The sequence below is a fragment of the Paenibacillus sp. FSL R5-0636 genome (genome assembly GCF_037974255.1).
Lineage (GTDB): Bacteria > Bacillota > Bacilli > Paenibacillales > Paenibacillaceae > Paenibacillus_AQ > Paenibacillus_AQ odorifer.
This window is the reverse complement of the sequence record NZ_CP150232.1, coordinates 3,836,409-3,859,196: the sequence shown is the minus strand read 5'-3', so window position 1 is coordinate 3,859,196 and position 22,788 is coordinate 3,836,409. Positions and strand designations below refer to the sequence as shown.

Sequence of the window (22,788 nt, the reverse complement as noted above, 5' to 3'; positions counted from 1 at the left end):
CGGAGGTTCCCATGCGCTTGCACCGTTTGATTGCTATTTTATTATTAGTGGAGTCGAGAGGGAAAATGAAGGCCAATGAACTAGCTCAAGCCTTGGAGACTTCTGTACGTTCAATCTATAGAGATATTGATGTACTAGCTGAAGCTGGAATTCCTTTGTTGTCTATGTCGGGGCCGAATGGTGGTATCTCTTTAATGGAGGGATATACAGTTAACCTGAAGCAGTTACATGGTGAAGATGTAATCAATCTATATTTAACAGGTATGGGCATCTATTCTGGGGGACATTCTGAATCTGGTCTTAAGCTGAAGACGACGCTGTTGAAATTAGAAAAAACATTGCCCGCATCCTATCAACCTGACATTCAGAAAGCGCAAAAGCGCTTTTATTTCGATGACACACCTTGGTGGGCAGAACGAATAGAAATCCCCTGTCTGGAATCTATCCGGACAGCCGTTTGGCGATCTCAGAAACTACAGGTTAAGTACCAAAAGGTTAACGGAGAAGTATCGTGCAGGAAATTACAGCCCTATGGTCTTGTGGTGAAAAAAGAGGAATGGTATCTTATAGCCTACTGTGAAGAAGCTAATCAAATCCGAACGTTTAAATGTGAGCGAATTGTCTCTACGCAGCTTGTGGAAGAAGAGTACTCTATACCTATGGATTTTTCATTAGAAGAGCACTGGAAGCAGCAGGGACAGGTTTTTAAGCAAGCGTGTAAAGAAGAAGAGGTCTATCCTGTTGTGATCAGAGCTGATAAGAGAACAATGTCTTCTTTATCTCAGCTAGAGATCATGGAAATGAGAGAAGAAGGGGATGCATTCATTTTAAAGGTGAATATGTTTGGTTATGAAAGTGCATGTGCTAATGTCTGGTGCATAATAGGTCATTCCGAAATCATGGAGCCCTTAGAGCTAAGGCAATATGTAAAAGGCCAGCTGAGTTTTCTTCAGGGAATATATGATTAACCGTTTTTTCTATGTAAAAGAGACCGTAGCTATTGCATATTCTGCAAAGATACGGTCCCTCTTTTCTGATTAAAAGAATTAATTCACATAATTGGTTTACATAATAATGATTATGTTAACCGAGATAAGGATGATCCAATAAACAACGTATTGAATTGGAAAATCATCCTTTTATTGCTCTATTTTTAATACCAAGTGTTAATTTCTCTCTGGCAACAAGTCTTTTGTGCGCTACGAGAAGAAAAGGAAGACCAAAAGCTGTTGTTAAAGCCAACGGCACAAAGATCGCAAGGCCATTCTGAGCGCCATAATGGTCTAACAACACCCCACCGAAGATAGGTGCCATAACACTCCCTAAATTATTAAAGCCAATCGTACCAAAGTACGTCCCTTTCATTTCAGGTTTGGCAATCCGATCGATTAACATATCCATCATCGTAAAGAGTAAGACTTCCCCTATAGTGAACAGAACTACACTGATCATTAGTAGAGCCACACCACCAGCAAGCCCCACTAAGAGAAGACTAAGTGCAACGCAGATATTCCCAAGTATTAAAGGGACAATCGGTGGAAATTTACTTGCCGTACGTACAATGGGATACTGCACTACTAACACGGTTATAGCATTCAGTGAAAGCATATAGGAGAACAATTGCCCCCCATTGGTGAAATGCGTGTTCATCGCTAAATATTGAGCCATTGTTGAGCCGAAGTGACCGTATCCTAACACACAAAAGATTGTACCCAGCAATACTGGCAGGAACACACGGTCTTTTCCTGTGATTGTCAAAGCTTCGAGTAAACGTGGTGCTTGAGCTTGTGTACGGGCGGGCATGCTTGAACGATGTGCCTTAAATTGCATGAATAATACAATTCCGTATGCAACATATACGATTCCGGCGATTAGAAAAGGAAAAGTTGATTCCGCAGAGCCGAGCTGTAGCCCAATGATCGGACCAAATACTACACCAAGATTAATTGCTGCATATCTAAGATTAAAGACAAGCAGCTTGCTCTCGGGTGGTGTAATATCGGACAAAAGTGCCCGTGAAGTAGGCTCGAATACTGATCGACATAAGCCATTTAGGGTGTTTACCAAGAAAAATACCCATAGATGCTGAGCCACTGAGAATCCGAAGAAGACGGCTGCCCAGCCAAATACCGAGATTAACATCACAATTTTGCGGCCAACAATATCAGAAATATAACCGCCATAGAAACTAGCCAATACGCCTGCCAGCGAGCTAACCGCGACCGTAATCCCTGTTTGTGTCGGGGAAGCTCCGAGAACTTGGGTCAGATAGATGGATAAGAATGGGATGCTCATCGAGGTCACCAGACGTCCGAACATAGTGCCGATGATAATTGTCCAGGCTAGAGGGTGAATGTGCCTTAGATGCTGTTTCATAATGATTACGATCTCCTAGTCTTATTGCTCTAATATTGTTGCTGCATATTCATTGTTGATTTATGTATAATTATAATGATAAAAGGGGGAAGGAAAAGTGTAAGAAATACATTGACCGTTTCACCTTTAAAGGAGTGAACCATTTGGACCAGATAAGTAATCATTTTTTATGTTTAGCAGCAAGCGTTACTAGTTCGTTCAAAGTGAATGAACCTGTTCCTGTGACGATAGATTTATTGGCTTCGATCCTAATTTGCACTCCACGCAATGTTAAATTCGTTCTGCGGAAACTGGAAGAGCAGGAATATATTCTATGGCAGCCGGGGAGAGGCAGGGGGCATATCTCTCAACTTACTTTTTTAAAAAGTATTGATGAGGTGTTCGAGGATAGCTTTCAGGAGTTAGTCAGTAAAGGCAAGATAAAAGAAGCTATCGAATTGATGAGCAGCGATCAGGTGACCGGACCCTTAAAGGAACGATTGTTAACGATGTTAAATAAACAGATGGGTTTTCGTAGTGAAGCAGAGTCAACCTCAGGGCTGGACGTCCTGCGGATTACCCGTAACCGGCATAAGGAAGTACTGGACCCTGCTTATGTATACACCGCTTTTGAATCCTATTTGCTGGGTCAGATCTATAGCACACTAGTTACTTATGACGCAACGACCGATGCCTTTCTTCCTGGTTTGGCCCATATGTGGGAAGCTAATGAGGAGCATACAAGTTATATTTTTTACCTCCGCAAGGGGGTACGCTTTCATCACGGAAGAATTATGACCTCGAGAGATGTAAAAGAGACGCTACAACGGCTTATTGACTTGAATAGCCCTGCGGTGAACCTTTATAAGGATATCGAACGAGTAGAGGTTGAAGGAGATCATCGAATCCGGTTTGATCTGTCTCGTCCAAATCTCTTTTTTCTGCATCTGTTTAGTTGCATTCACATGTCCATACTCCCATACGATATAGACATCACTAGTGAAGTGATCGGTACAGGTCCTTACCGTTTAATGGATCTGAATGAGGATGTATTGGTGCTCGCAGCTTTTGATTTTTATTTCGGAATTCGGCCGCTCCTGGATCGTGTTGAGATTTGGTATTTGCCAAAAGAGGCTTCTAATGAACGCCAATACCAGCTGCCAGATCCTGAACATGGAGAACTTTTACCTGATATCATCAGCAATCACAGTATAGATTACCCGGCCTTAGGCTGTAGATATATTCTGTTTAATTTTCATAGAGAGGGAATTCATCAGCAGCTATGGTTTCGTCAAGTGATCCGTATCCTTTACAGTCGAACGGCTTTAATAAAAGAGTTGGGTGGCAATCGTATCACTCCAGCAGATAGCTTTTTGCCATGGGAGAGCAGTAAGAGAGAGCTTGTAGATCCAACTTTGGAACATGCCCGAGCGCTTTTAGCGGAAAATGGGTATCAGGGAGAAGTCATTACTTTAGCAACTAAGGATAAAAAAGAAGAACGAGAAGAAGCGTTATGGCTCCAAACACGCGCTGCCTCCGTTGGTTTGCAAATTAAATTATACTTTTTCAATGAGTTTAAGGCAGATCATATACAGACAACAGCCGAGATCCAACTTGCTGAAGAGGTGCTGGAAGATGATTGGCAATGGGGAATGATTAACTACTTTAATAATAAATCTAATTATTTATTTTCTTTGCTTAGAGAGGATCAGATTTCATTGTTTTCGAAGGTATTAGGTCCTTTCACAGAATCTCCAAAGGATGAACGGGTGAAGCTGCTGAATCAAGCGGAGGGGATTTTACGAGACAATTATTGGGTGCTGCATGGCTGTCATATGAATAAAAAAGCTCAGCTAAATCAAAGCCTGTTTGGTCTGCACACCGGTTCCTTCGGGTTTTTGGACATCTCCAAGTTATGGATTAAAACTAGGCTTTAAGGTTTTCTTTTGTTATACTTTCCAGGGAGGCTGTATCGATAGAATCGAATGGTGCTCTAGTTGGATCAGATTTATGAATAGTAATTTAATTGTAGCCATGGAGGTGAACTCGTTGGATTTTGCTCAGATCCGTATGGACCGAGACAAAAGAACGGTCGATACTTGACTCTTTTTTTGCCATTCGGACCTGTTTAGCGGATAAGCTAAGCGGTCTTTTTATTTGTTTAAAATAAGGTGAAAAAGGGGAGACTTACATGCGTTTTCTATTCGTGGGTGCAGGAGCTATTGGTGGTTATTTTGGAGGGCGTCTAGTTCAAAAAGGGGAAGATGTAACTTTTCTAGTCCGTTCTACTAAACAAAAGCAGTTAGAAGATGAGGGTCTGGCAATAAAAAGTGTGCATGGTGACTTTCAGACTCCCGTTCGGACGATTACATACGGGGAGAAGGCAGAGCCTTTTGACTGTATTATTATTGCAGTGAAGGCCTATCATTTGCCTCAGGTGATGATGGATCTAACCCCTTTTGTCGGTGAACATACTATGATTCTCCCGCTCCTTAATGGGTATAAACATTTTGGTATTTTGCAGCAGCATTTTGGAGCAGAAAAGGTATTGGGTGGTCTTTGTTATATCGAAACAACGTTAGATTCGAATGGAGCTATCATACAAAGTAGTTCTTTCCATAGTATTGTGTTTGGTGAATGGGCGGGTGGGGAGTCAGAAAGGATGCAGAAACTTCTCAGCCATTTGGATAAAGCAGGATTCACTGTGATATTAAGTTCTGATATTCAACGCGAAGTGTGGCAGAAATATATATTCGTAGCTAGTTTAAGCGGGATTACAACTTTAATGGATAGCTCGGTTGGACCTATTTTAGCCTCACCTACAGCTCGTGCTATTTATGAGCAGCTTCTGAATGAGATCGTGAGCATAGCGCAAAGTGCAGGTATGCCTGTTGGACCAGATATGGTGTCGGTCACGATGCAAAAGATGGATTCGGTCCTGCCCGAATTCACCTCCTCTATGCATAGGGATATGCTTAAACATCTGCCAGTGGAAGCTGAGCATCTGCATGGTGCACTTTTGGCGATGGCTGTACCTGGTCAAGTTGCGTATCCCATTCTCGAAACCGCATATGCCCGTTTGAAAGTTTACGAAAGCGTTAATGATATGAGATGATCTGTATAAAATGACTGTAAGGAGCTGGACGATTATGAAGGAACTGAATCAAAAGATAATGACTTTTCTAATGTTCGAAGGGAAGGCTGAAGAAGCTATGAATTTCTATACTTCTTTATTTGATCACTCCGAAATCATCAGTATTAAACGTTATGGAGCAAATGAAGCAGGCCCTGAAGGGAGTGTCATGCAGGCTACTTTTTCATTACATGGACAAGTTTTTATGTGTATAGATAGCTACGTGAAGCATGGATTCACCTTTACTCCAGCGGTATCCTTATATGTGAATTGTGAAAGTGAAGCTGAAATTGACCGCGTTTATGAAGCATTATCCCAGGGTGGACAGGTGCTCATGCCACTAGGTGAATATCCATTCAGTTCGAAATTTGGCTGGGTGGCGGATCAATTTGGCGTGTCTTGGCAATTAAATCTTCTGGGGAATGTGTAAACGATTGATGTGTTGCACAGACAGATAATACGCTGTATCACAAGGGGCCGAGGTCGTCTATAAATGACGAACTCGGCCCCTTAGTGTCAGGCAGCGGAAAGGTCTGAGGACTCTTCTGATTTTAACTCACGATTGCAGCCCGCTTATGACTAATGATGAAATTCTCTCGGCGACTTCTTGTTGATTTATAGTATTATTCCCTGTTACCCATTGATAGACACCTTCATGGATCATTTGTGCGATGATCGGTACATAAAAGCTTTTCTCGTTATCTGGGTAGATATCTCCTAAAGCGTTAGATAAGTGAACCTTCAGTTCATTTATAATCTTCTCTTTCAATTGAGGGACAACCATCCCTATATAACTGCTGCGGCATTGTATGTTCGGTTGCTGATAGAAATCGAATACCGATAATACGAGTTGAATGATGCCTTCTTGATCGAATTTAATTTCTCCTTCAGTATGTTTTACAATAGCAGCGGATGCCGAATCACCCATAATATAATCCAATAATTCATATTTATCATTAAAGTGTGCATAGAACGTGGCTCGATTAACTTTAGCTCCCTTTGTTATATCGACGATTGTTATTTTCTCAAAATCCTTCAGGGAAACTAACCGTAAAAAGGAGTCAATTAAAGACTGTTTAGTCTGTGTCAGCCGAATATTGTTTACTTTAGTAGCCATTACTTCACTCCTACCCAACAATTTAGCAATCTTGTTGCTATAGCAACATTTGCAGGTTGATTGTTGATTGATACATTAAATTAGTAGCTGTATATTAGCAATTAAAGCAACAGCTGTTACTTTAATATATCATAGAAAAGGAGTTCATCAAAAATGAGAAATATTGTTATCGTTGGTGCAGGGCCCGGATTAGGATTGTCTCTAGCTAAAAAATTCGGAGTTAATGGATTTAGGGTGGCTGTCATTTCACGCAATCCCGAGAAATTATCAATGATCATTAGTGAACTTAAGAAACTTAATATTGAAGCACAATCTTTTGTAGCAGATGTGACAGATTTAGCAGCTCTAAAACAAGTCTTTCAAGCGATAATAAAAGAGTTTGGTTCAATCGATGTACTAGAGTTCAGCCCGTATGCAGGGTGGGATAAATTCACTCATGTGCTGGAAACTACACCTCAAAGTGTGTTGGAACAAATAAACAGTTACTTGCTGCCCGCCGTTCTTTCGGTTAATGAAGTATTACCCGATATGATCCATAGAGGATCAGGAGCCATTCTTTTTACCACTGGTATTTCTGCTATGTTCCCGTTGCCTTTTGTAGGAAATGGCGGCATTGTTATGTCCGGTATACGAAATTATGCTAATGCTTTACACAATGAGTTAATAGATAAAGGAGTATTTGTCGGCCATCTTTCCATAGGGACAATGATACAAGCTGGAACAGCTGGTGATCCTGATGTTATTGCAGAGACTTGGTATAGCTTATATAAAAAGCAAGATAACTTTGAGGAAGTATTCCCTCCTAGATTCGACCCGACCCATCTTCCAAATTAAAAAACTAAATCTTATTGGATAAGCAAGTCGCCTTAATGGCGGCTTTTTATCTATTAGAAGACTTATCTCTCATCAGAGTGAAGCAGGATTGAAGGGTCAGATGAAAGGATTTAATTACATTGCTGAACAACGGTTGTGCGTTCATTAGTAATCGTGACTTTGGAATGACCTGATAAATATTCGGTATAACCGCACACGGTTTGTTCTCTAGACTGTCCGTTAGAGTTGGTGTATCGAAGATATATAGCACCTTCACCATTTAAACTCAATTTTGGTTTGAATTTTTTCTTTTGTCCTGCTTTTATTGGACTTGTATACAATTTCTTTGAATCCGCACGAATTAATCCTACTTCGATAGAGCTAATATCAACATCAGATTGATTATCTACGATGACTGAGAAGCTTTTAAACGGACTCAGAAGATTTGATATCGTCCCTACGCTAAGAACAACTCCACAAGCAATCAGAAATATCGTAATCCCTATAAAAAATCGTTTTCTCATCTTTTAGTCCCCCTATATAAGTAAGACAGGGTTTACTTAAAAAATGTTACATCAAGGAGAAGTTATTTATAACAATTCATTACCAAATGTAGCGTGGACATGCATGTTATTATAAATATATTCCATATTAATGATTTGAAAAGGGGTTTTGCATTGACTACTATTCGTCATTTTGAACAAGGTGACATGCCATTACTTGGGGAACTTTATAACTCGGTATCTACAAAGGGGAATGTTGTTTTTTGGTGGGTTGGTAATGAGGAAAATTGGGAAAATGTATATTGCGCTTTCGAGGACGGTAAAATGGTGGCCAAAGGCCAAGTGAGCATCATCAATATTGTGCCGCCCGGCCGTTCCAAGGATAGCAGACATTCGATCTACCTGAACTTAAAAACAATACCAGAACGTGAAAGTGATTTTGATTTATTAGAAAAAGTGTATCAGTCACTCTTATTAAGAGCCCTTGAATTAAAAGAAACTTTATCAAAGGATTACAAAACCACTCTTTGTGTAGGGAACGATTCGGCAGAGGTCTTGAATACTCAATTTTTCGAAAAAGTGAAGGGCTTCTCTCATTATAATAGCTTATTTAAGATGAAACATAATTTAAGAGATGGTTTGTCCGAACCCACTCTGGCTGAGGCGTTTGAATTCGCAACCTGGGATATGGAGACGCCTGAAGAAGACGAGCATTATTTGGAATTAGAAGCTGAGATTTGGCCGGAAACTCCGCTAGGGAAAGAACGGTTAGCTGAATTCAAACAAAATCCGCTCTGGACATCACTTGTTGTTCGAGAAGGGGAGAAGGTTGCGGGTAGCTTAATGGTCTGGCAGGAAGAGAAGGGCGGCTATATCGAAAATGTATTTGTACTTGAACCATGGAGAAGATCCGGAATTGCTAAGTACATGCTTTTTCAAGCATTGAGCTATTTTAGAACCCACGGACTGGAAGAGGCATGCCTGATGGTGCTTACGGAAAATGATTCAGCATTACGGCTATATGAATCAGTGGGATTTATTCTAACAAATGAGGAAAGAAGATATCGGATTGAGCTATAAAAGTTATTGGAGTGAAGGATTACCAAGCAAGTGCGATAGCTTTTTTGTCGAGCCTAGGTTCGAGGTTAAGGTCGCACTTTATTTGGTAACCCTTTCTGTGAATCAACTGCTAAATGCTTTCATACCTTTTGCTTTCCATCACATTTCTTACATACGTTAAGTTTTTCACCTGAAATGCCTTTCCCGAAGTACAACAGCTTAATACGTGTGCTGCCACAGATCGGACATGTTCCTCTAGCCCGGGATGGAATGCGCCAAAGTGCTTTGCCGCGTTTGTTTTTAGACATGATTTGACCCCACCTTTACTCTTAATACTCCATCTTATGACCAAGAGGAACTTAAAGTTCGAAGAGCGAAAAGAATAGAAAATCGGAAGAAAAAGGGCCAAAAAACACCTTTAAAAAACAGCGTATAACTTAAATTATACGCTGTTTTGATTTTAAGGCGTTTTTTAGGGGGAATGGGGCACTTGGACGAGTAAAACAGGTGGATTTTAAAGGGATATTTTATAAATAACGGATGTCGATATCTTTGAATCTTCCCGCTGACATTTTAGCCATTCTGAATTGCAGGGAACCTTGCTTATAAGTGCCTCTGCTCTGATCTGGAATGACGGGAACTGGCAGCTGAATAATCTCGCTATGATCTTTTCCTAAACCTGTTAATTTAATTTGTGTGCGATTGATTTGTGCCCATATACTTTCGGGGTGGATTCCGCTCGGAATACGAATTTTGGTAATCAGGTGATTATGAGTGTCGATATGCTCAAAGCTTAAACTTGAGGTTTCGTTCATAAATGAAGAGGAGGTCGCTGCAGTTGCTTCTCGGATGACTTTTTCGACATACCCGTCAATTTGGTTAGGATCCAACTTCCACTGCTCTTCAAGAGCTTTCAAGGATAACTTTTTCTTAAAAAAAGGATCTTCATTCATCCAATCTAAAGGGTTCGTCTTATTGGGACTCATAGCTCTGCGCCTCCTACGGTTTTTATCCATTGTATGGGCGTTTGACTTATTCAGTGACATCTGGGCGAATATCTACATAGAATAGCTTATCATTCCGAAAGGAGGAGTGGTTTGGTGGTTTCAATCATCGGCAATATTAAAATCAATAGCGTAGGCCCCAGCTCCACAGTCTTAGTAGGAAATACGGCATCCGTTATCCTGAGCAGCAACTCTAAAATTTATGCCGGTGCCAACTCCTTCTCCATAGGTGACTCCATAGGTACGAATATAACGAATAATGCGGCCAGCAGTACAAATACGATGGATTCAGATGTGGTGGATCAAGTATCACCTCCTTAAGGGTGGGGTTTAAATGAACATTACGGTATATCAATGCATATCGATCTATAATCTAAAAATCGGTACTATCTCTAATTCCTCGGTTCTTCAGATTGGTACATCGGGACGAATCAATACTTTGTCTCATAATTATGAGACCTCTGGAGCTCCATCATCGCCTTCAACACCTCCAGCGGAAAAAATGGATTCACCCCTTGTGTCCTTGCCGCCAGCGGCAGAACTATATGCACAACTGAATTAGGCTCTTTGTCCCCGCATACAATAAACCATAGGAGGGGGTTGTATGCATCCGTATTATGCTCAGCAGGTTTTTAATACACTAAGATTGCAAGCGGAGAAGATCCAACAGCTAGAGAAGCAACTTCGAGATTTGCAAGGCGATGTAGACAGCATAAAGAACAATAAATCTGCAAGTATAGGACCTATCAATTATCATTTTGAACAATTAAAAATCGAAAAGCTGGAAGGCACTTTAAATATAGGCATTACACCGAATGAGGGGAACAATCTGGATGAAGCGATGATCAACGGTAAATCTATTGGAGAGCAGGAGGTAGGTACAACTGCCTTATCGGATCAGATTCGCCCACAGATTCTGAAGTATGTGCAAGAAGAGGTTCCCTCGCAATTTTCACGTTTAGAAAAAGAGAAGAATTTAAGCATTGATGAGCAATATATCCAAATGGTGACTCAGGATCTGCTGAATCAGATGGATGGACGGATTAACGAGTATGTAAGCCAACTCCCTGCCACAGAAGAAGGGCGTGGATACACTGATGAGGAATGCGCTTCTATTGTAGAGCAAATCAAACGAGATATCGTTATGGCAGTAGAGCGGCATTTGGAAATAAATATAACCGGAAGGCGGGAGACGAATGAAGATAACGGTGATCAATAGAGATATTAGTGTCAATGCAGTGAAAGTCGTTTCGATCTCGGGTTCATCAGTATTTTTAGTAGGGGATACTCAATCCATTCATTGCTCCTCGGCGTTTGACAGCGTAATAGAATATACTCAGAGCGCTCCAGATCAAGTCAAAAAAGGCAGTTAACCTATGCACACCTCACGCATACAAGATGTCTATATCAACAATCTGTCTGACAGTTCTATTTTTATATGTGGATCTGTAGGCCGGGTTCAATCTAAATTCCTGGGAAGCAAGGAGAATTACCTTTTTAACATAAAGGAGATTAATAATCGCACGAAAGATACTACACTTATAGACATTCCTATCCCTGTATGGACAAACCAAGGGAATGAAGTGGATGAATTTGTGATATTAAAGGATTCCGCGGAATCAACAATTAATATACAATATATCAAAATTCTGTCGATTGGGTCTGGCACGACCTTCCAGATTGGAAACAGCGGGTCAGTTCATCTGGAGAGTCGAACCATTGAGTTTAAACGAGAAATGGCTGCAAAAGATAAGGAGTAACAACAACTATTTTAATTCTTTTGGCAGAGAAATCGCGAATATATTGTGCTCCGTCTGGATGTAGAGAATACCATTCGCACTGAATAGTTTACCGTATTGTTGTGCTCCAGTTTTTACTTTGCCAAGTGTTTTTCCTGTTTCTGCATTTATGATATAGAAGTAGCCATTCTCATAGCCAGCGTATAGCCCCTTACCCATAGATTGAACGCTTAACGCAGGACTGTCCGGCCCGTTGAAGTTAATAATGCGATTATCGTTCATTTGAACGGCAGTGATCTGTGCATCCTTTTGGAAAAAAGCCATGTTATTTACTGGACCAGCCACCCAATTTCCGTACTCCTCATAACTTTTGGGTTCACTCGCTGTTTCTTGACCTAAGGTAAAGCGGTATAGTGGATGACCCCCCCATTGGTCTAAACCTCCATCGACTGTATATAGATACGAGCCTTGAAGTGATGTGAAATAATTACCGAGTCTACTGACATCTTCGAGCAGTTTATAGTTCTTTTTGGTCTTCGCTTTTCCAGTTTTAACATCAACATGTACCAAGGTCAACTGATAGCCTTTAAGAGGCTCGTTAGAGGCATCATTTGCAGCATTTGCTTGTTCGCGGAGTAATAATTCACCATCCCGGTAAGCAACAAAGCTATAAAATCCCTGAATTCTCCATAACCTCTTGCCTGTAGCCGGATCGAGCCCGAAAAACTGTGTACGCCTATTATCAACAGTACTGGATACTACCAATACCCCGTTATATAGGCCGTCGATACTTCCTACATACATAGGGATGTCTTTATTCTCCCAGATTTTTTTACCAGTAACCGGGTGATAAGCTGCAATTCCACCATGCTCGTTCCGGAAGTACAACACTCCGTTAACTAACTCCGCGAAAGCACCGATTTCAATCGGATCTTTGGCAGCCTTAACCTTCCAAAGCAATTTCCCCGTTTGGGCATTAACTTTTACAAGATAACCCTCATAAGTGATAAAGAAAACCGAGTTATTCGTTATAATCTCAGGATTTGTTCCGTTTTTGTAGGACCATTTAACTTTGCCTGTACTGAGATCGGCGGCCTTTAGTGTCCCGCCTGATGAATAATAGAATAATCCATTTGCAATAGGGGCCTGTTGGCTATAAATTCCTTGACCATCTGCCTTGTCGTGCCATAAGGGTTTAATTGTGGTGATAGAGTCGACGGTTGTTGAAGAGGAGGCAGGGGTTGTTACTGCTGCTTGAGCACCAGGCAAATATACACCAGCTCCAGATACGAGCAAGGAGGATGCTATAACGGTCTTTAGGATAAACGGTACATATTTCACGATTTTAGCTCCTTATAGATCATTTATAATATATTGACGCAGGGAATAGATATTTGTTTCTCAATTGTAAAAATACACTTGTTAACATAATAAATATTATGTTAACAAGAAAAGACGAATCAGTTTCGCACAAAATTCTTGTGAGAACCAATTCGCCTAGTAAAAGAATATGTCAACAGTTGATTTGTTTAGAAACCTTCACGAAGCCATGTAGTCGCTAACTTGATAGCTCCCTTTTTAGCATGAGTCTCGGCTAAAGGATTCAGCATGACAAAATCATGAATGATGCCTTGGAAGCGGACAGCCGTAACATTCACGCCAGCTTCCCGCAATTTGGCGGCATAAGCTTCACCTTCATCCCTTAGCACATCTGCTTCACCAGTAATAACCAGTGCATCTGGTAAATCCCGTAGCTGCTCTAGGTTAGCCCGAAGAGGAGAGGCAGTGATTTGATTTCGTTCCTCAGGGTCAGTGGTATACTGATCCCAGAACCATTTCATGCCGTCCCGCTGCAAGAAATAACCTTCGGCGAACTCATGATAGGATTCAGTATCAAACGAGGCATCCGTTACCGGATAGAATAGTAGTTGTTTCGCTATCTTCGGTCCACTCCGTTCTTTCGCCATGAGAGTAATAGCAGCTGCCATATTCCCACCGACGCTGTCTCCGGCTATAGAAAGCTTGCTAGTATCAAATCCGTGCTCGCTTCCTTTTTCAGCTGTCCACTGGAGAACTGCGTAGATTTCTTCAATAGCTGTAGGATATTTAGCTTCTGGGGAGAGGCTGTAATTTGGGAAAACAATAGCGGCCTCCGCTCCGACAGCTAGTTCACGGATCAAGCGATCATGGGTATGGGCATTCCCAAACACCCAGCCTGCGCCATGAATGTACAGGATAACAGGCAACGATGCTGATGAGGAGCTTGGGGGACGAACGATTCTTATGGAAACATCACCGTTAGGTCCACCTGGCACCATTAGATCTTCAATATCAACTTCCGGTTTATATATATCACTGGATTGTACGCTATCTACCGTTTCACGACCTTTTTCTGGCCCAAGGTCAGGTAGAAAGGGAGGTTTCGCATTATCATCGGCAAATTTTTGAGCTGCTGGCTCAAGAATGATCTTAGTTTTGTTTGGCATGATTTATCGTCTCCTTTGACTGGTCATAGTCTAGTATACCCTCTTCATTCCATAACCATCTAAGCAGCTGCTGAAACGAATGCCAGTTTACGACTAGTTAGAGATTTGACACTATTTGCACATTTATCGCCTATTGAGCACGGTTTCGGAAACCAGTGTAACTATTCCTTTGGGAGAGGTTCAAACGCAGTTAGAGCCTTACAACACCTTTTGTTGTTTCTCATGCATTCCACGACTAATTTCCTCAGTGACACTTATCCTCTGTTTACTTTTATTACGGATAATCCAAACGAACACCAAAGTGATGAGCAGCGGATAGCCTATCGCCCAACCCGTAAAAGGAAACACAGCAGCTGTTGCTAAAAAAGAAATCCAGCTTATCGTCACGCCTAAGCGACTTCCTTTGAGCAGGCGTATCCCTGCGGCACAACCTCCGATATAGGTTAGGATAAAAGTAGCGTTCGGAAACTGGATCAGAGTGGTGATGGAGATGGACCCGCTGCCATACAGTGTCATCACTGTTACAAAACAGAGCAGAAGAAAAGCTATGCCACCGATAGGGGTATGGTATAGTTTGGATATTTTACCCATCCATTTCGGTGCGGAGCCTTGGCGCGATAAAGCATAAGCCACACGTGAGGCAGCTCCTGCATAGGCAATAATTGTGGCTGTACAGATGAACAGACCGGTAAGTCCGGCGATAAATCCTCCCCAGCGCCCAAGAGGCTGACTAATAATCCAGACGAGTGATGTGCTTGCTCCACCTTTGAGGTAGCTTTGTGTACCAACAGTTGCTAGTGCGGAGAGAAAATATAGAATCCCTACTATAATAGCGGCGATGGTGACCCCTTTAACGGCGGCACGCTGTGGGTCCTTGAACTCCTCAGATAGGTGTGAGACAGCTTCCCAGCCAATAAAACACCAGAATAAGATTGCTGCAACCTGGCCAATGCTCATCCATCCATGTGGGACAAAGGGAGTGAAGTGTTCGACTTCCATGCGAGGCAGTGCAGTAGCAAAGGAGAAGACCAGCACAGCAACAATCGCTATTACTACCGCTATCTGTACCTTTCCAGCGACCTGCATGCCAATCCAGTTCGTAATCAGACCAATGACCAGCATAATAGCGGCGATAGTAATTCTCGCAGATTCGTCCCAGCCCATAGCGGCTGTCATATAACCCGCTCCAGTCAGTGCAGCAACAGGTGCACCAATCGGAACGGACATCAGAAAAAACCACCCCACCAGTGAGCCAGCTTTTGGACCAAAAGCAAGCGTTACAAAATGGGACACACCTCCGGCGTTAGGGAATTTAGCAGAGAGCAGACCCATTGATAAGGCCATCGGCAAAATCAGCAACGACATAAATCCCCACGCCAGTAATGAAGCGGGACCCGCCATTTCTGCAGCTAAACCAGGAACAATTAAGACCCCAGAACCCAACACAGCCCCGATGTAAAGGGCAATAGCCTGAGGCATGCCAATGTTTTTTTGTAAAGTGTTTGAACCGGATTCCTTCATGTTTTTTTATCCTGCTTTCCTTGTCTTTTGTTCTAGAGTAGCAGATAATAGATCCATTGGAAAAACAGAATTTTTGAATAGTATCCATTCAATATTCCGATGGTTCATTTTCATTTAGGGGGAAATTCATGGAGTCACGTCATCTTTTTACCTTTTTAGTGGTAGTGGAGACGGGCAGTTTTACTAGAGCAGCACAGAAGCTTGATTATGCACAGTCCAGTATTACTGCACAAATCCAAGCACTAGAGTCTGAAATTGGCCAGCCATTATTTGATCGGATCAGTAAAAAGATTATTCTAACCGACGCAGGCCGTCGTTTGCTTCCGTTCGCACAGGAAATATCCAGAATGCACAATTTAGCACAGGACGCGTTACGCTCGGATAGTGAACTAACGGGTTCTTTGCGGATTGGGGCTCCTGAATCTCTGGCTGCTTTTCGCTTACCAGGCATTATTAAGGAGTTTCGCGCTAAATATCCGCAGGTGCAAATTATTCTGAAGCCTGGAGCTTGCTGGGAACTATCAGATTTTGTCCGTTCGGGTGAACTGGATTTAGCGTTCTTATTGCAACCTGAGACGGAAGATAAAGATTTAAATATAGAAACATTAGTACATGAGCCGATGACGCTGATCGCAGCGCCAGATCATCCCTTATTAAACCTTGCTGAGGTAGAACCCCTTCATTTAAAAGGAGTGACCATACTTCATACCGAAACTGGCTGTTCCTACCGGACTTTATTTGAACGGCATTTGAACAGTTACGGTGTATTTCCTGACCCCACGTTAGAGTTTTGGAGTATCGAGGCGATAAAGCAATGTGTAATGGCTGATCTTGGCATTGCCTTTCTTCCATTAATTACTGTAAAAAATGAACTGGCTGAAGGCAAACTTGCCAGATTAAATTGGAATGATGAATCACAGCGTGTGGCGACGCAGATCGCCTATCATCATAAAAAATGGAAATCGCCCGTGCTTACGGAGTTCTTACTTGCAATAAAAAAACATGCTGAGCAATGGAGAAGTCTAATATAGATCAACATTAACAAGGAGGCTCTAAGGCATGAATGAGTGGTGTGAAGACTACGAAGAAGGGCTGGAGGCCTTTCTCATCTGGATGAAGGATGCCGGGTACACTCCCTATACGCAAAAATCCTATTTAGTAGATGTGAAACAGTTTTTAGACAGTCTGAATGGTAAAAAGCTTGAGACAGTGAAGAAGCTGCATGTCATTTCCTTTTTGACCTCTGTCCGCGAACGTGGAGTGAGTGATGCCACTCGTAACCGGAAGCATGCTGCGATTAACTGTTTTTTCAAGTCATTGATCGAGCTGGAACTACTACAGAACAACCCGGCAGCCGGAATTAAGAAATCCAAAACTGAGATCAATCGTGAGCCGGTTTACTTAGATGAAAGTGATCTGGGGCGGTTTTTATCTTCTATAGATGGTAAATACAAAAAGCGTAATTTAGCAGTTTTTTTGTTGATGTCCTATATGGGGCTTCGGGTGGGGGAAGTCCACACGCTGAATTTGAGTGATTATAATGTAGAAAGACATTCCCTCCGTGTGTTTGGGAAGGGGCGTAAATGGCGTAATGTGCCGGTTCCCGAGGATGTAGTGCCTTTTCTCGACTCCGCGTTAGCAGAAAGGTTAGACCCTTGGCGCAGTAAAGAGGAAGCGATGTTCATTTCACAAAAAGGACGCAGGTTGTCTATCCGAGGCATTCAGCAAATCGCAGCAGATACCTTCGATCGTTTCCAAAGGGATGTGCCAGCAGCACAGCGACGCCCGTATTCAAGCCATAAGCTCCGACATTCTTTTGCAACCATGCTGCTGAGAAAAGGGGCAGATCTGCGTACCGTACAGGAACTGCTAGGTCACTCCTCGATCCAGACTACAACCGTATACACACATATCACGAGTCGTGAGAAGGAAGAGGCCATGTCTAAATTACAAATCCAGCTGTGATTGAAAAGAAAGCAACCTCCTTAGAAAATCGATAACAAAAAATAACTTGTTATTATAACGGTATTGATTTATTCTAACAGTTATTAAGAGTTTTATAGGAGGTCCTAATCGTGAAGAATGTTTTTCTAAAAGGGATGACTTATGGCTGGGGATCAAAACGAGGTGAATACCGTACAGAATATGCAGAAGATTCGATGAGAAAGCTGGCAGAGACAGGTAGTGAATGGATTGCCTTATCTTTTTGGACATGGCAAGACACTGTGCATTCAACAGAAATTCATTATGATTACGGTTACACGGTGACTGATCGTGATCTCACACATGCGGTACAACTGGCAAAACAGCTTGGTCTTAAAGTTTGTCTTAAACCTGTAGTGAATTCGAGGGATGGCATTTGGAGAGCTAGGATTGGATTTCCGGAAGAGGGAGATGTTTATTGGGCAGCATGGTTCCGTTCTTATACTAATTTCATTAAACACTACGCAGAGTTGGCGGAAGAACTTGAATGTGAGATGTTCTGTATCGGCTGCGAAATGGTCGGCACAGAGTCTAGAACTGCGGAATGGAGACAATTGATTCAAGAGGTCACCAATCTTTATACAGGGCCGATCATTTATAATGCCAATCATGGCAAAGAAGAAGGAATCGAGTGGCTGGATGAGGTGGATTTTATCGGAACCAGCGCTTATTATCCGGTAGCTTCAGTGCCGGGAGATTCTTATGAGAATATGCTGGCTGGTTGGGAGCGGCAGAAACCGCGGCTTAAGTCACTCTCTGAGCGATTTGGCAAGCCTCTCGTATTCATCGAGATTGGCTGCCGAAGTGCTCATGGGTGTGCCACCATGCCATGGGACTTTACATACACAGACTTACCATATTCAGAAGATGAACAGGCCAACTTCTATCGCTCAGCGCTGGAAGCATTCTGGAATGAACCTTGGTTTGCCGGTTACTTCTGGTGGGATTGGAGCACGAAATTGTATGACTTAGAAGAGGCTTCCATTGACCGTGGTTTTGATATTTATGGCAAAAAAGCCGAACAAGTTCTCAAAGAATACTATAAGCAAACTATCACTAAATAAATTGATAAAAAAGATCCGGAATTTCAGGTAAGCCTGGCCTGCTAAAGGATCTTTTTGTCATTGGCAGGCTAAGTTAATTCGTGTTATATTAAAAACCGTCCTTTTCATAGTGGAGGCAACGCTCCACATATAAAAAGGACGGTTTCTTGTGTCTTTTGTAGTCAAAAAGGGCTGTTTCCAGCCAGATTCGCTTACAATTCTAGCTTAGCTATTTCTGCTTTTAGCTTCTCAGCGGATTTCTGGAATAAAGCCTGTTCGGTTTCATTGAGTGGGAGGTCCAGTACCTGTCGAACACCCGAGCGATCTACTACGCAAGGTGCACCGAGATAGACATCCGAAACCCCGTTATAGTTGTTTAATAAAGTAGAAACATTCAACACGGCACCTTCATTATGAAGAATGGAGACTACAATTCGGTCCAGTGCAAGCGCTATTGCATAAGAGGTTGAGCCTTTGGCATCAATAATTTCATAGGCTGCATTCTTGGTATCTTGGAAGATTTCTTCGCGTTCTGCTTCGTCAAAACCAAGATCAATCCCAGCTACATTCGCAAGACTCCAAACCGGAAGCTCTGAATCTCCATGTTCACCGATGATCTGTCCGTGAATACTGCGAGGATCGATTTCTTTGTGAAGACCGATCAAATAGCGAAAACGAGCACTATCAAGTACCGTACCAGAACCAATTACACGTCTGCGGTCAAACCCGCTTATTTTCAAAGTCGCGTAAGACAGAATATCTACAGGGTTAGTCGCAATAAGTAGAATGGCATGTTGGTTATACTTTGTAATTTTTTCAATGATATCTTTAAAAATCGAAATATTTTTACGAAGCAGATCTATCCGGGTTTCTCCCGGTTTTTGTGATGCACCGGCAGTTACTATAATGATATCTGCTTCACGGCAGTCTTCATAAGTACCAGCCCATAACTTCACACCACCGACAAAAGGCATGCCGTGATTCATATCCAGTGCTTCGCCAAGTGCTTTCTGATGATTAACGTCAATAAGTACGAGTTCGGGCATACGTCTACGTAACAATAATGTATAGGCTGTAGTTGTACCAACTGCTCCAGTACCGATAACTACGACCCGATTGGGTTTTGGGGGGGCCATGTCTCCATCTCCTTAATATTTCAAATTTTTGGTTTCAATCTTGTCCATCATAATCGTTAACGGTAGTGTTTTCAAGCTGATCTTATTTAATGCATTACCCTAATTAAGGCCATACTAAAATGTGATTTTTATTTCATTATCTTAGCAAGACTAGACAGGAGAGAATGTAAGGATGGATTTATTTCGTAAAAAGGCTCTAAACATACCCACAAGTTCTGAGGGGACGCAGTTAAACAAGACATTGGGTGCCCTGGATCTAACAATGCTTGGGGTAGGAGCCATTATCGGCACAGGTATTTTTGTAATGACAGGAGTTGCCGCAGCAGAACATGCAGGTCCTGGTCTTATAATTTCTTTTTTACTGGCGGCGTTTGCCTGTGTGCTCTCGGCATTATGTTATTCGGAATTTGCTTCGACCATTCCTGTTTCCGGGAGTGCTTATGCTTATAGTTATGTAGCCTTTGGAGAACTATTAGCTTGGATCTTAGGCTGGGATCTCGTCTTGGAATACGGAGTTGCCGCAGCGGCTGTAAGCAGTGGCTGGTCAGGGTATTTTCAGGGGTTATTAGAGGGCTTTGGGATACATCTCCCAACCGCACTATCGGGGGCTTATAATCCGGAAGCGGGTACAATAATAAATCTGCCTGCAGTAATCATCATTTTGTTAATTTCCTATTTACTGACTCGGGGAACGAAAGAAACGGCACGTTTTAACGCCATCATGGTCTTTATCAAAATAGCAGTGGTGCTTCTATTTATCGTAACTGGATTTTTCTATGTGAAGCCAGAGAATTGGACTCCATTTCTCCCCTTTGGATACCATGGCGTGATCAATGGCGCGGCCACAGTGTTTTTTGCCTACATAGGTTTTGATGCGCTAGCAACCGCTGCAGAAGAGGTGAAAAGACCCCAACGCGATTTGCCTATTGGAATTATTTCATCCCTTGCTATCTGCACTGTCTTGTACGTTCTTGTCTCACTCGTATTAACAGGTATTGTTCCATATACTGATCTCAATGTTAGTGATCCTGTATCTTATGCGCTTCGCTTTGTAAATCAGGATATGATTGCCGGTCTGATCTCTGTCGGAGCCATTGCGGGTATGACTACGGTATTGCTCGTGATGTTATTCGGTCAAACCCGGCTGTTATTTGCCATCTCACGTGATGGCCTACTGCCAATAAGTTTATCTAAGATTAATGCTAAAACACAGGTACCTGTACGAAGCACATGGATGGTAGGCATCTTAATAGCCGTGTTAACGGGTTTCATCCCACTGGACCGGTTGGCAAATCTGACAAGCATAGGAACATTGTTTGCCTTTTTTGTAGTGTCTTTAGGGGTAATCGCGCTTAGATATATTCATCCGGATTTAAAAAGAGGGTTCAGAGTTCCATGGGTACCTTTCATTCCGCTGTTAAGTGCGGCAACTTGTGGTATTTTGATGTATAATCTAGGAAGTGAGACATGGATTGGTTTTCTAATTTGGACAGTTGTTGGACTTCTAATCTATGCACTATACGGCTATCGTAATAGTAATTTGAATCATAAATAAGATTCAATCCATCCGAGAGGAGAGAGGTTATTGGCATCTAAGATTGCTGGATTGAAGGGAATAAGATTAATATTGATGCTGATTTTGTTAGCGTGGGTGGTCACGGCTTGTTCATCTCCTCCCCCGGAACCTACTCAGCAGCCCCAGCCGACAGAGGCACCTGAAGAAGGACAGACGATAACCCTGATTACTCCAGACGCCAATCATATTGATAATGATAGCGCTCCGAAATATCAAATTCAGACTCGTCTTACAGATTTTCAGCTGCTTAGTGAAAGTGAAGGTCTGGCCTGGGGGGTTACCAAAAACGAACTCCGGTTGTACTTAACCCGGGATAACGGAGCAACTTGGGCTAATATTTCACCAGCACCAAATGTGCAGTTCCTCTCCAACCCTGTGTATGGGAAGGGGATTTTCTTCACGGATCCATCTCATGGTTGGATTATAAGAAGTGCTTTTGGAGCGACAGAAACGATTGTGCTGCGAACCACAGATGGTGGCCAAAGCTGGAAAATCTCATCTTTAGGAGATGTGAATACAGTATCCTCTGTATATTTCAACTCACCCAAACGGGGTTGGCTGATGACCTCATGGAACGCTTCTTCCAATAAAGAGAACAAGGCACTTTTTTCAACGACAGACGGTGGGGCCACTTGGGAAGAAGTGATGCAGAATGAGCAATACAATCCGAATTTCCCTAATGATTCGATACCGTTTGCCGGAGTCACCACTGGAATGATTTTTCGCAATAGTACACATGGATTTGTGACAATGCAGACAGGTGCTCTTCCCAAAATCTTTATGACAAAAGATGGCGGTAAGAGCTGGAGCCTCGGGCCGGCTTTTCTGGTTAACGAACGTTTAGAGGATTGTGACCGAGTAATTACGGGCAAACCGGAGTTCTTCGATGCCAGTAAGTCTACTGGTTGGATGTCTGTTGGCTGCCAAAAGGATAAAGAAAAAACAATCGCCTACCATGGATATTTTACGGCTAACGGTGGAGCAAACTGGAAATTTGCATCCTTTGGATTGAACGCACAAGCTGGTGTCAATCGTCAAATTGCTCCGACGTTTTTGAACTCACAGATCGGTTGGACCATACTTGGCGACACCCTTTACCATACGGTGGAACAAGGAGTTACGTGGTTACCTCTTAAAGAGAGCAGTGTACTGCGATCTAAGCTTCTGGAATATCCGGAGATTGTAAAGCTGCAGTTTTTTTCCACTGAGGTGGGGTGGCTTTTGATTGAGAAAAAAGAGGACAAGCGCTCGATACTGTTACAGACTACGAATGGTGGTATCAGCTGGCGCGTAATGTAATAAGGAAAAAGAACCTGCCTG

At 42.4% G+C, this 22,788-nt stretch carries 25 protein-coding genes; 16 read left to right on the top strand and 9 right to left on the bottom strand.

Annotated elements, in window-relative coordinates:
* The first annotated feature begins 11 nt into the window (after nucleotides 1-11).
* Nucleotides 12-968 carry a WYL domain-containing protein gene (locus tag MKX34_RS17605; protein ID WP_076099073.1) on the top strand — a complete coding sequence of 319 codons (957 nt, stop codon included), beginning with the start codon at nucleotides 12-14 and terminating at the stop codon, nucleotides 966-968.
* Nucleotides 969-1,131: 163 nt separating this feature from the next.
* Here MKX34_RS17605 and MKX34_RS17600 read toward each other — a convergent pair whose 3' ends face one another.
* Nucleotides 1,132-2,376, bottom strand: a complete 1,245-nt coding sequence (locus tag MKX34_RS17600) for an MFS transporter (protein ID WP_036687590.1) — start codon at nucleotides 2,374-2,376, stop codon at nucleotides 1,132-1,134.
* A gap of 143 nt (nucleotides 2,377-2,519) precedes the next feature.
* On the opposite strand from MKX34_RS17600, the gene MKX34_RS17595 reads away from it, so the two are divergent.
* From MKX34_RS17595 to MKX34_RS17585, 3 genes are all read left to right on the top strand, one after another.
* On the top strand, nucleotides 2,520-4,292 hold the full coding sequence (locus MKX34_RS17595; protein ID WP_076106794.1) for an ABC transporter substrate-binding protein: 1,773 nt from the start codon (nucleotides 2,520-2,522) through the stop codon (nucleotides 4,290-4,292).
* A 254-nt stretch (nucleotides 4,293-4,546) separates the two neighbouring features.
* Nucleotides 4,547-5,470 carry a ketopantoate reductase family protein gene (locus tag MKX34_RS17590; RefSeq protein WP_076106792.1) on the top strand — a complete coding sequence of 308 codons (924 nt, stop codon included), beginning with the start codon at nucleotides 4,547-4,549 and terminating at the stop codon, nucleotides 5,468-5,470.
* 34 nt (nucleotides 5,471-5,504) lie between these two features.
* Nucleotides 5,505-5,918: a VOC family protein gene (locus MKX34_RS17585; protein WP_038571468.1), complete on the top strand. Its 414-nt coding sequence runs from the start codon at nucleotides 5,505-5,507 to the stop codon at nucleotides 5,916-5,918.
* A 126-nt stretch (nucleotides 5,919-6,044) separates the two neighbouring features.
* Here MKX34_RS17585 and MKX34_RS17580 read toward each other — a convergent pair whose 3' ends face one another.
* The gene (locus tag MKX34_RS17580) at nucleotides 6,045-6,605 is read right to left on the bottom strand and encodes a TetR/AcrR family transcriptional regulator (protein ID WP_076106790.1); all 561 of its coding nucleotides are present in this window, start codon (nucleotides 6,603-6,605) and stop codon (nucleotides 6,045-6,047) included.
* A 153-nt stretch (nucleotides 6,606-6,758) separates the two neighbouring features.
* Between MKX34_RS17580 and MKX34_RS17575 the strand changes: the two genes are divergently transcribed.
* A complete protein-coding gene (locus MKX34_RS17575) occupies nucleotides 6,759-7,439 on the top strand; it encodes an SDR family NAD(P)-dependent oxidoreductase (RefSeq protein ID WP_076106788.1) in 681 nt (226 codons plus the stop codon).
* A 110-nt stretch (nucleotides 7,440-7,549) separates the two neighbouring features.
* On the opposite strand, the gene MKX34_RS17570 is transcribed toward MKX34_RS17575, so the two are convergent.
* Nucleotides 7,550-7,942: a hypothetical protein gene (locus MKX34_RS17570; protein WP_076106786.1), complete on the bottom strand. Its 393-nt coding sequence runs from the start codon at nucleotides 7,940-7,942 to the stop codon at nucleotides 7,550-7,552.
* A gap of 186 nt (nucleotides 7,943-8,128) precedes the next feature.
* Between MKX34_RS17570 and MKX34_RS17565 the strand changes: the two genes are divergently transcribed.
* Nucleotides 8,129-9,001: a GNAT family N-acetyltransferase gene (locus MKX34_RS17565; RefSeq protein ID WP_076143704.1), complete on the top strand. Its 873-nt coding sequence runs from the start codon at nucleotides 8,129-8,131 to the stop codon at nucleotides 8,999-9,001.
* A gap of 119 nt (nucleotides 9,002-9,120) precedes the next feature.
* Here the strand turns inward: MKX34_RS17565 and MKX34_RS17560 are convergent, their stop codons facing one another.
* Nucleotides 9,121-9,288, bottom strand: a complete 168-nt coding sequence (locus MKX34_RS17560; RefSeq protein WP_175618918.1) for a hypothetical protein — start codon at nucleotides 9,286-9,288, stop codon at nucleotides 9,121-9,123.
* 219 nt (nucleotides 9,289-9,507) lie between these two features.
* Complete coding sequence (locus MKX34_RS17555; RefSeq protein WP_036687578.1) at nucleotides 9,508-9,966, bottom strand: Hsp20/alpha crystallin family protein; 459 nt, start codon at nucleotides 9,964-9,966, stop codon at nucleotides 9,508-9,510.
* A gap of 114 nt (nucleotides 9,967-10,080) precedes the next feature.
* Between MKX34_RS17555 and MKX34_RS17550 the strand changes: the two genes are divergently transcribed.
* Genes MKX34_RS17550 through MKX34_RS17530 form a run of 5 tightly spaced genes read left to right on the top strand, consistent with a single transcriptional unit; the run spans nucleotide 10,081 to nucleotide 11,744 of the window.
* Nucleotides 10,081-10,305: a spore germination protein gene (locus MKX34_RS17550; RefSeq protein WP_036687577.1), complete on the top strand. Its 225-nt coding sequence runs from the start codon at nucleotides 10,081-10,083 to the stop codon at nucleotides 10,303-10,305.
* A 13-nt stretch (nucleotides 10,306-10,318) separates the two neighbouring features.
* Nucleotides 10,319-10,546 carry a spore germination protein GerPB gene (locus MKX34_RS17545; RefSeq protein ID WP_076142201.1) on the top strand — a complete coding sequence of 76 codons (228 nt, stop codon included), beginning with the start codon at nucleotides 10,319-10,321 and terminating at the stop codon, nucleotides 10,544-10,546.
* A 42-nt stretch (nucleotides 10,547-10,588) separates the two neighbouring features.
* On the top strand, nucleotides 10,589-11,203 hold the full coding sequence (gene gerPC / locus MKX34_RS17540) for a spore germination protein GerPC (protein WP_076142200.1): 615 nt from the start codon (nucleotides 10,589-10,591) through the stop codon (nucleotides 11,201-11,203).
* Nucleotides 11,181-11,357, top strand: coding sequence for a spore gernimation protein GerPD (locus MKX34_RS17535; protein ID WP_111504304.1), 177 nt, complete (start codon nucleotides 11,181-11,183; stop codon nucleotides 11,355-11,357). Before gerPC ends, MKX34_RS17535 begins: the two co-directional genes overlap by 23 nt.
* 3 nt (nucleotides 11,358-11,360) lie before the next feature.
* Nucleotides 11,361-11,744: a spore germination protein GerPE gene (locus tag MKX34_RS17530; protein WP_076142199.1), complete on the top strand. Its 384-nt coding sequence runs from the start codon at nucleotides 11,361-11,363 to the stop codon at nucleotides 11,742-11,744.
* Between the two features lie 6 nt (nucleotides 11,745-11,750).
* Here the strand turns inward: MKX34_RS17530 and MKX34_RS17525 are convergent, their stop codons facing one another.
* From MKX34_RS17525 to MKX34_RS17515, 3 genes are all read right to left on the bottom strand, one after another.
* Complete coding sequence (locus MKX34_RS17525; RefSeq protein WP_076142198.1) at nucleotides 11,751-13,064, bottom strand: PQQ-binding-like beta-propeller repeat protein; 1,314 nt, start codon at nucleotides 13,062-13,064, stop codon at nucleotides 11,751-11,753.
* A gap of 188 nt (nucleotides 13,065-13,252) precedes the next feature.
* Complete coding sequence (locus MKX34_RS17520; protein ID WP_076213518.1) at nucleotides 13,253-14,209, bottom strand: alpha/beta hydrolase; 957 nt, start codon at nucleotides 14,207-14,209, stop codon at nucleotides 13,253-13,255.
* Nucleotides 14,210-14,407: 198 nt separating this feature from the next.
* The gene (locus MKX34_RS17515) at nucleotides 14,408-15,730 is read right to left on the bottom strand and encodes an amino acid permease (protein WP_076273261.1); all 1,323 of its coding nucleotides are present in this window, start codon (nucleotides 15,728-15,730) and stop codon (nucleotides 14,408-14,410) included.
* Nucleotides 15,731-15,858: 128 nt separating this feature from the next.
* Here MKX34_RS17515 and MKX34_RS17510 point away from each other — a divergent pair, with 128 nt between their 5' ends.
* The 3 genes from MKX34_RS17510 to MKX34_RS17500 all read left to right on the top strand — a co-directional run bounded on the left by MKX34_RS17510 (nucleotide 15,859) and on the right by MKX34_RS17500 (nucleotide 18,777).
* Nucleotides 15,859-16,761: a LysR family transcriptional regulator gene (locus MKX34_RS17510; RefSeq protein ID WP_076099085.1), complete on the top strand. Its 903-nt coding sequence runs from the start codon at nucleotides 15,859-15,861 to the stop codon at nucleotides 16,759-16,761.
* 28 nt (nucleotides 16,762-16,789) lie between these two features.
* Entirely contained in the window at nucleotides 16,790-17,695 is a 906-nt protein-coding gene (locus MKX34_RS17505; protein WP_038571448.1) for a tyrosine-type recombinase/integrase, read from the top strand.
* Nucleotides 17,696-17,805: 110 nt separating this feature from the next.
* Complete coding sequence (locus tag MKX34_RS17500; RefSeq protein WP_249267770.1) at nucleotides 17,806-18,777, top strand: glycosyl hydrolase family 53; 972 nt, start codon at nucleotides 17,806-17,808, stop codon at nucleotides 18,775-18,777.
* Nucleotides 18,778-18,968: 191 nt separating this feature from the next.
* On the opposite strand, the gene MKX34_RS17495 is transcribed toward MKX34_RS17500, so the two are convergent.
* A complete protein-coding gene (locus MKX34_RS17495) occupies nucleotides 18,969-19,892 on the bottom strand; it encodes an L-lactate dehydrogenase (RefSeq protein WP_036687562.1) in 924 nt (307 codons plus the stop codon).
* A gap of 172 nt (nucleotides 19,893-20,064) precedes the next feature.
* Between MKX34_RS17495 and MKX34_RS17490 the strand changes: the two genes are divergently transcribed.
* A complete protein-coding gene (locus MKX34_RS17490) occupies nucleotides 20,065-21,447 on the top strand; it encodes an amino acid permease (RefSeq protein ID WP_036687561.1) in 1,383 nt (460 codons plus the stop codon).
* A gap of 30 nt (nucleotides 21,448-21,477) precedes the next feature.
* The gene (locus tag MKX34_RS17485; RefSeq protein WP_081383890.1) at nucleotides 21,478-22,767 is read left to right on the top strand and encodes a hypothetical protein; all 1,290 of its coding nucleotides are present in this window, start codon (nucleotides 21,478-21,480) and stop codon (nucleotides 22,765-22,767) included.
* Nucleotides 22,768-22,788: the final 21 nt, after the last annotated feature.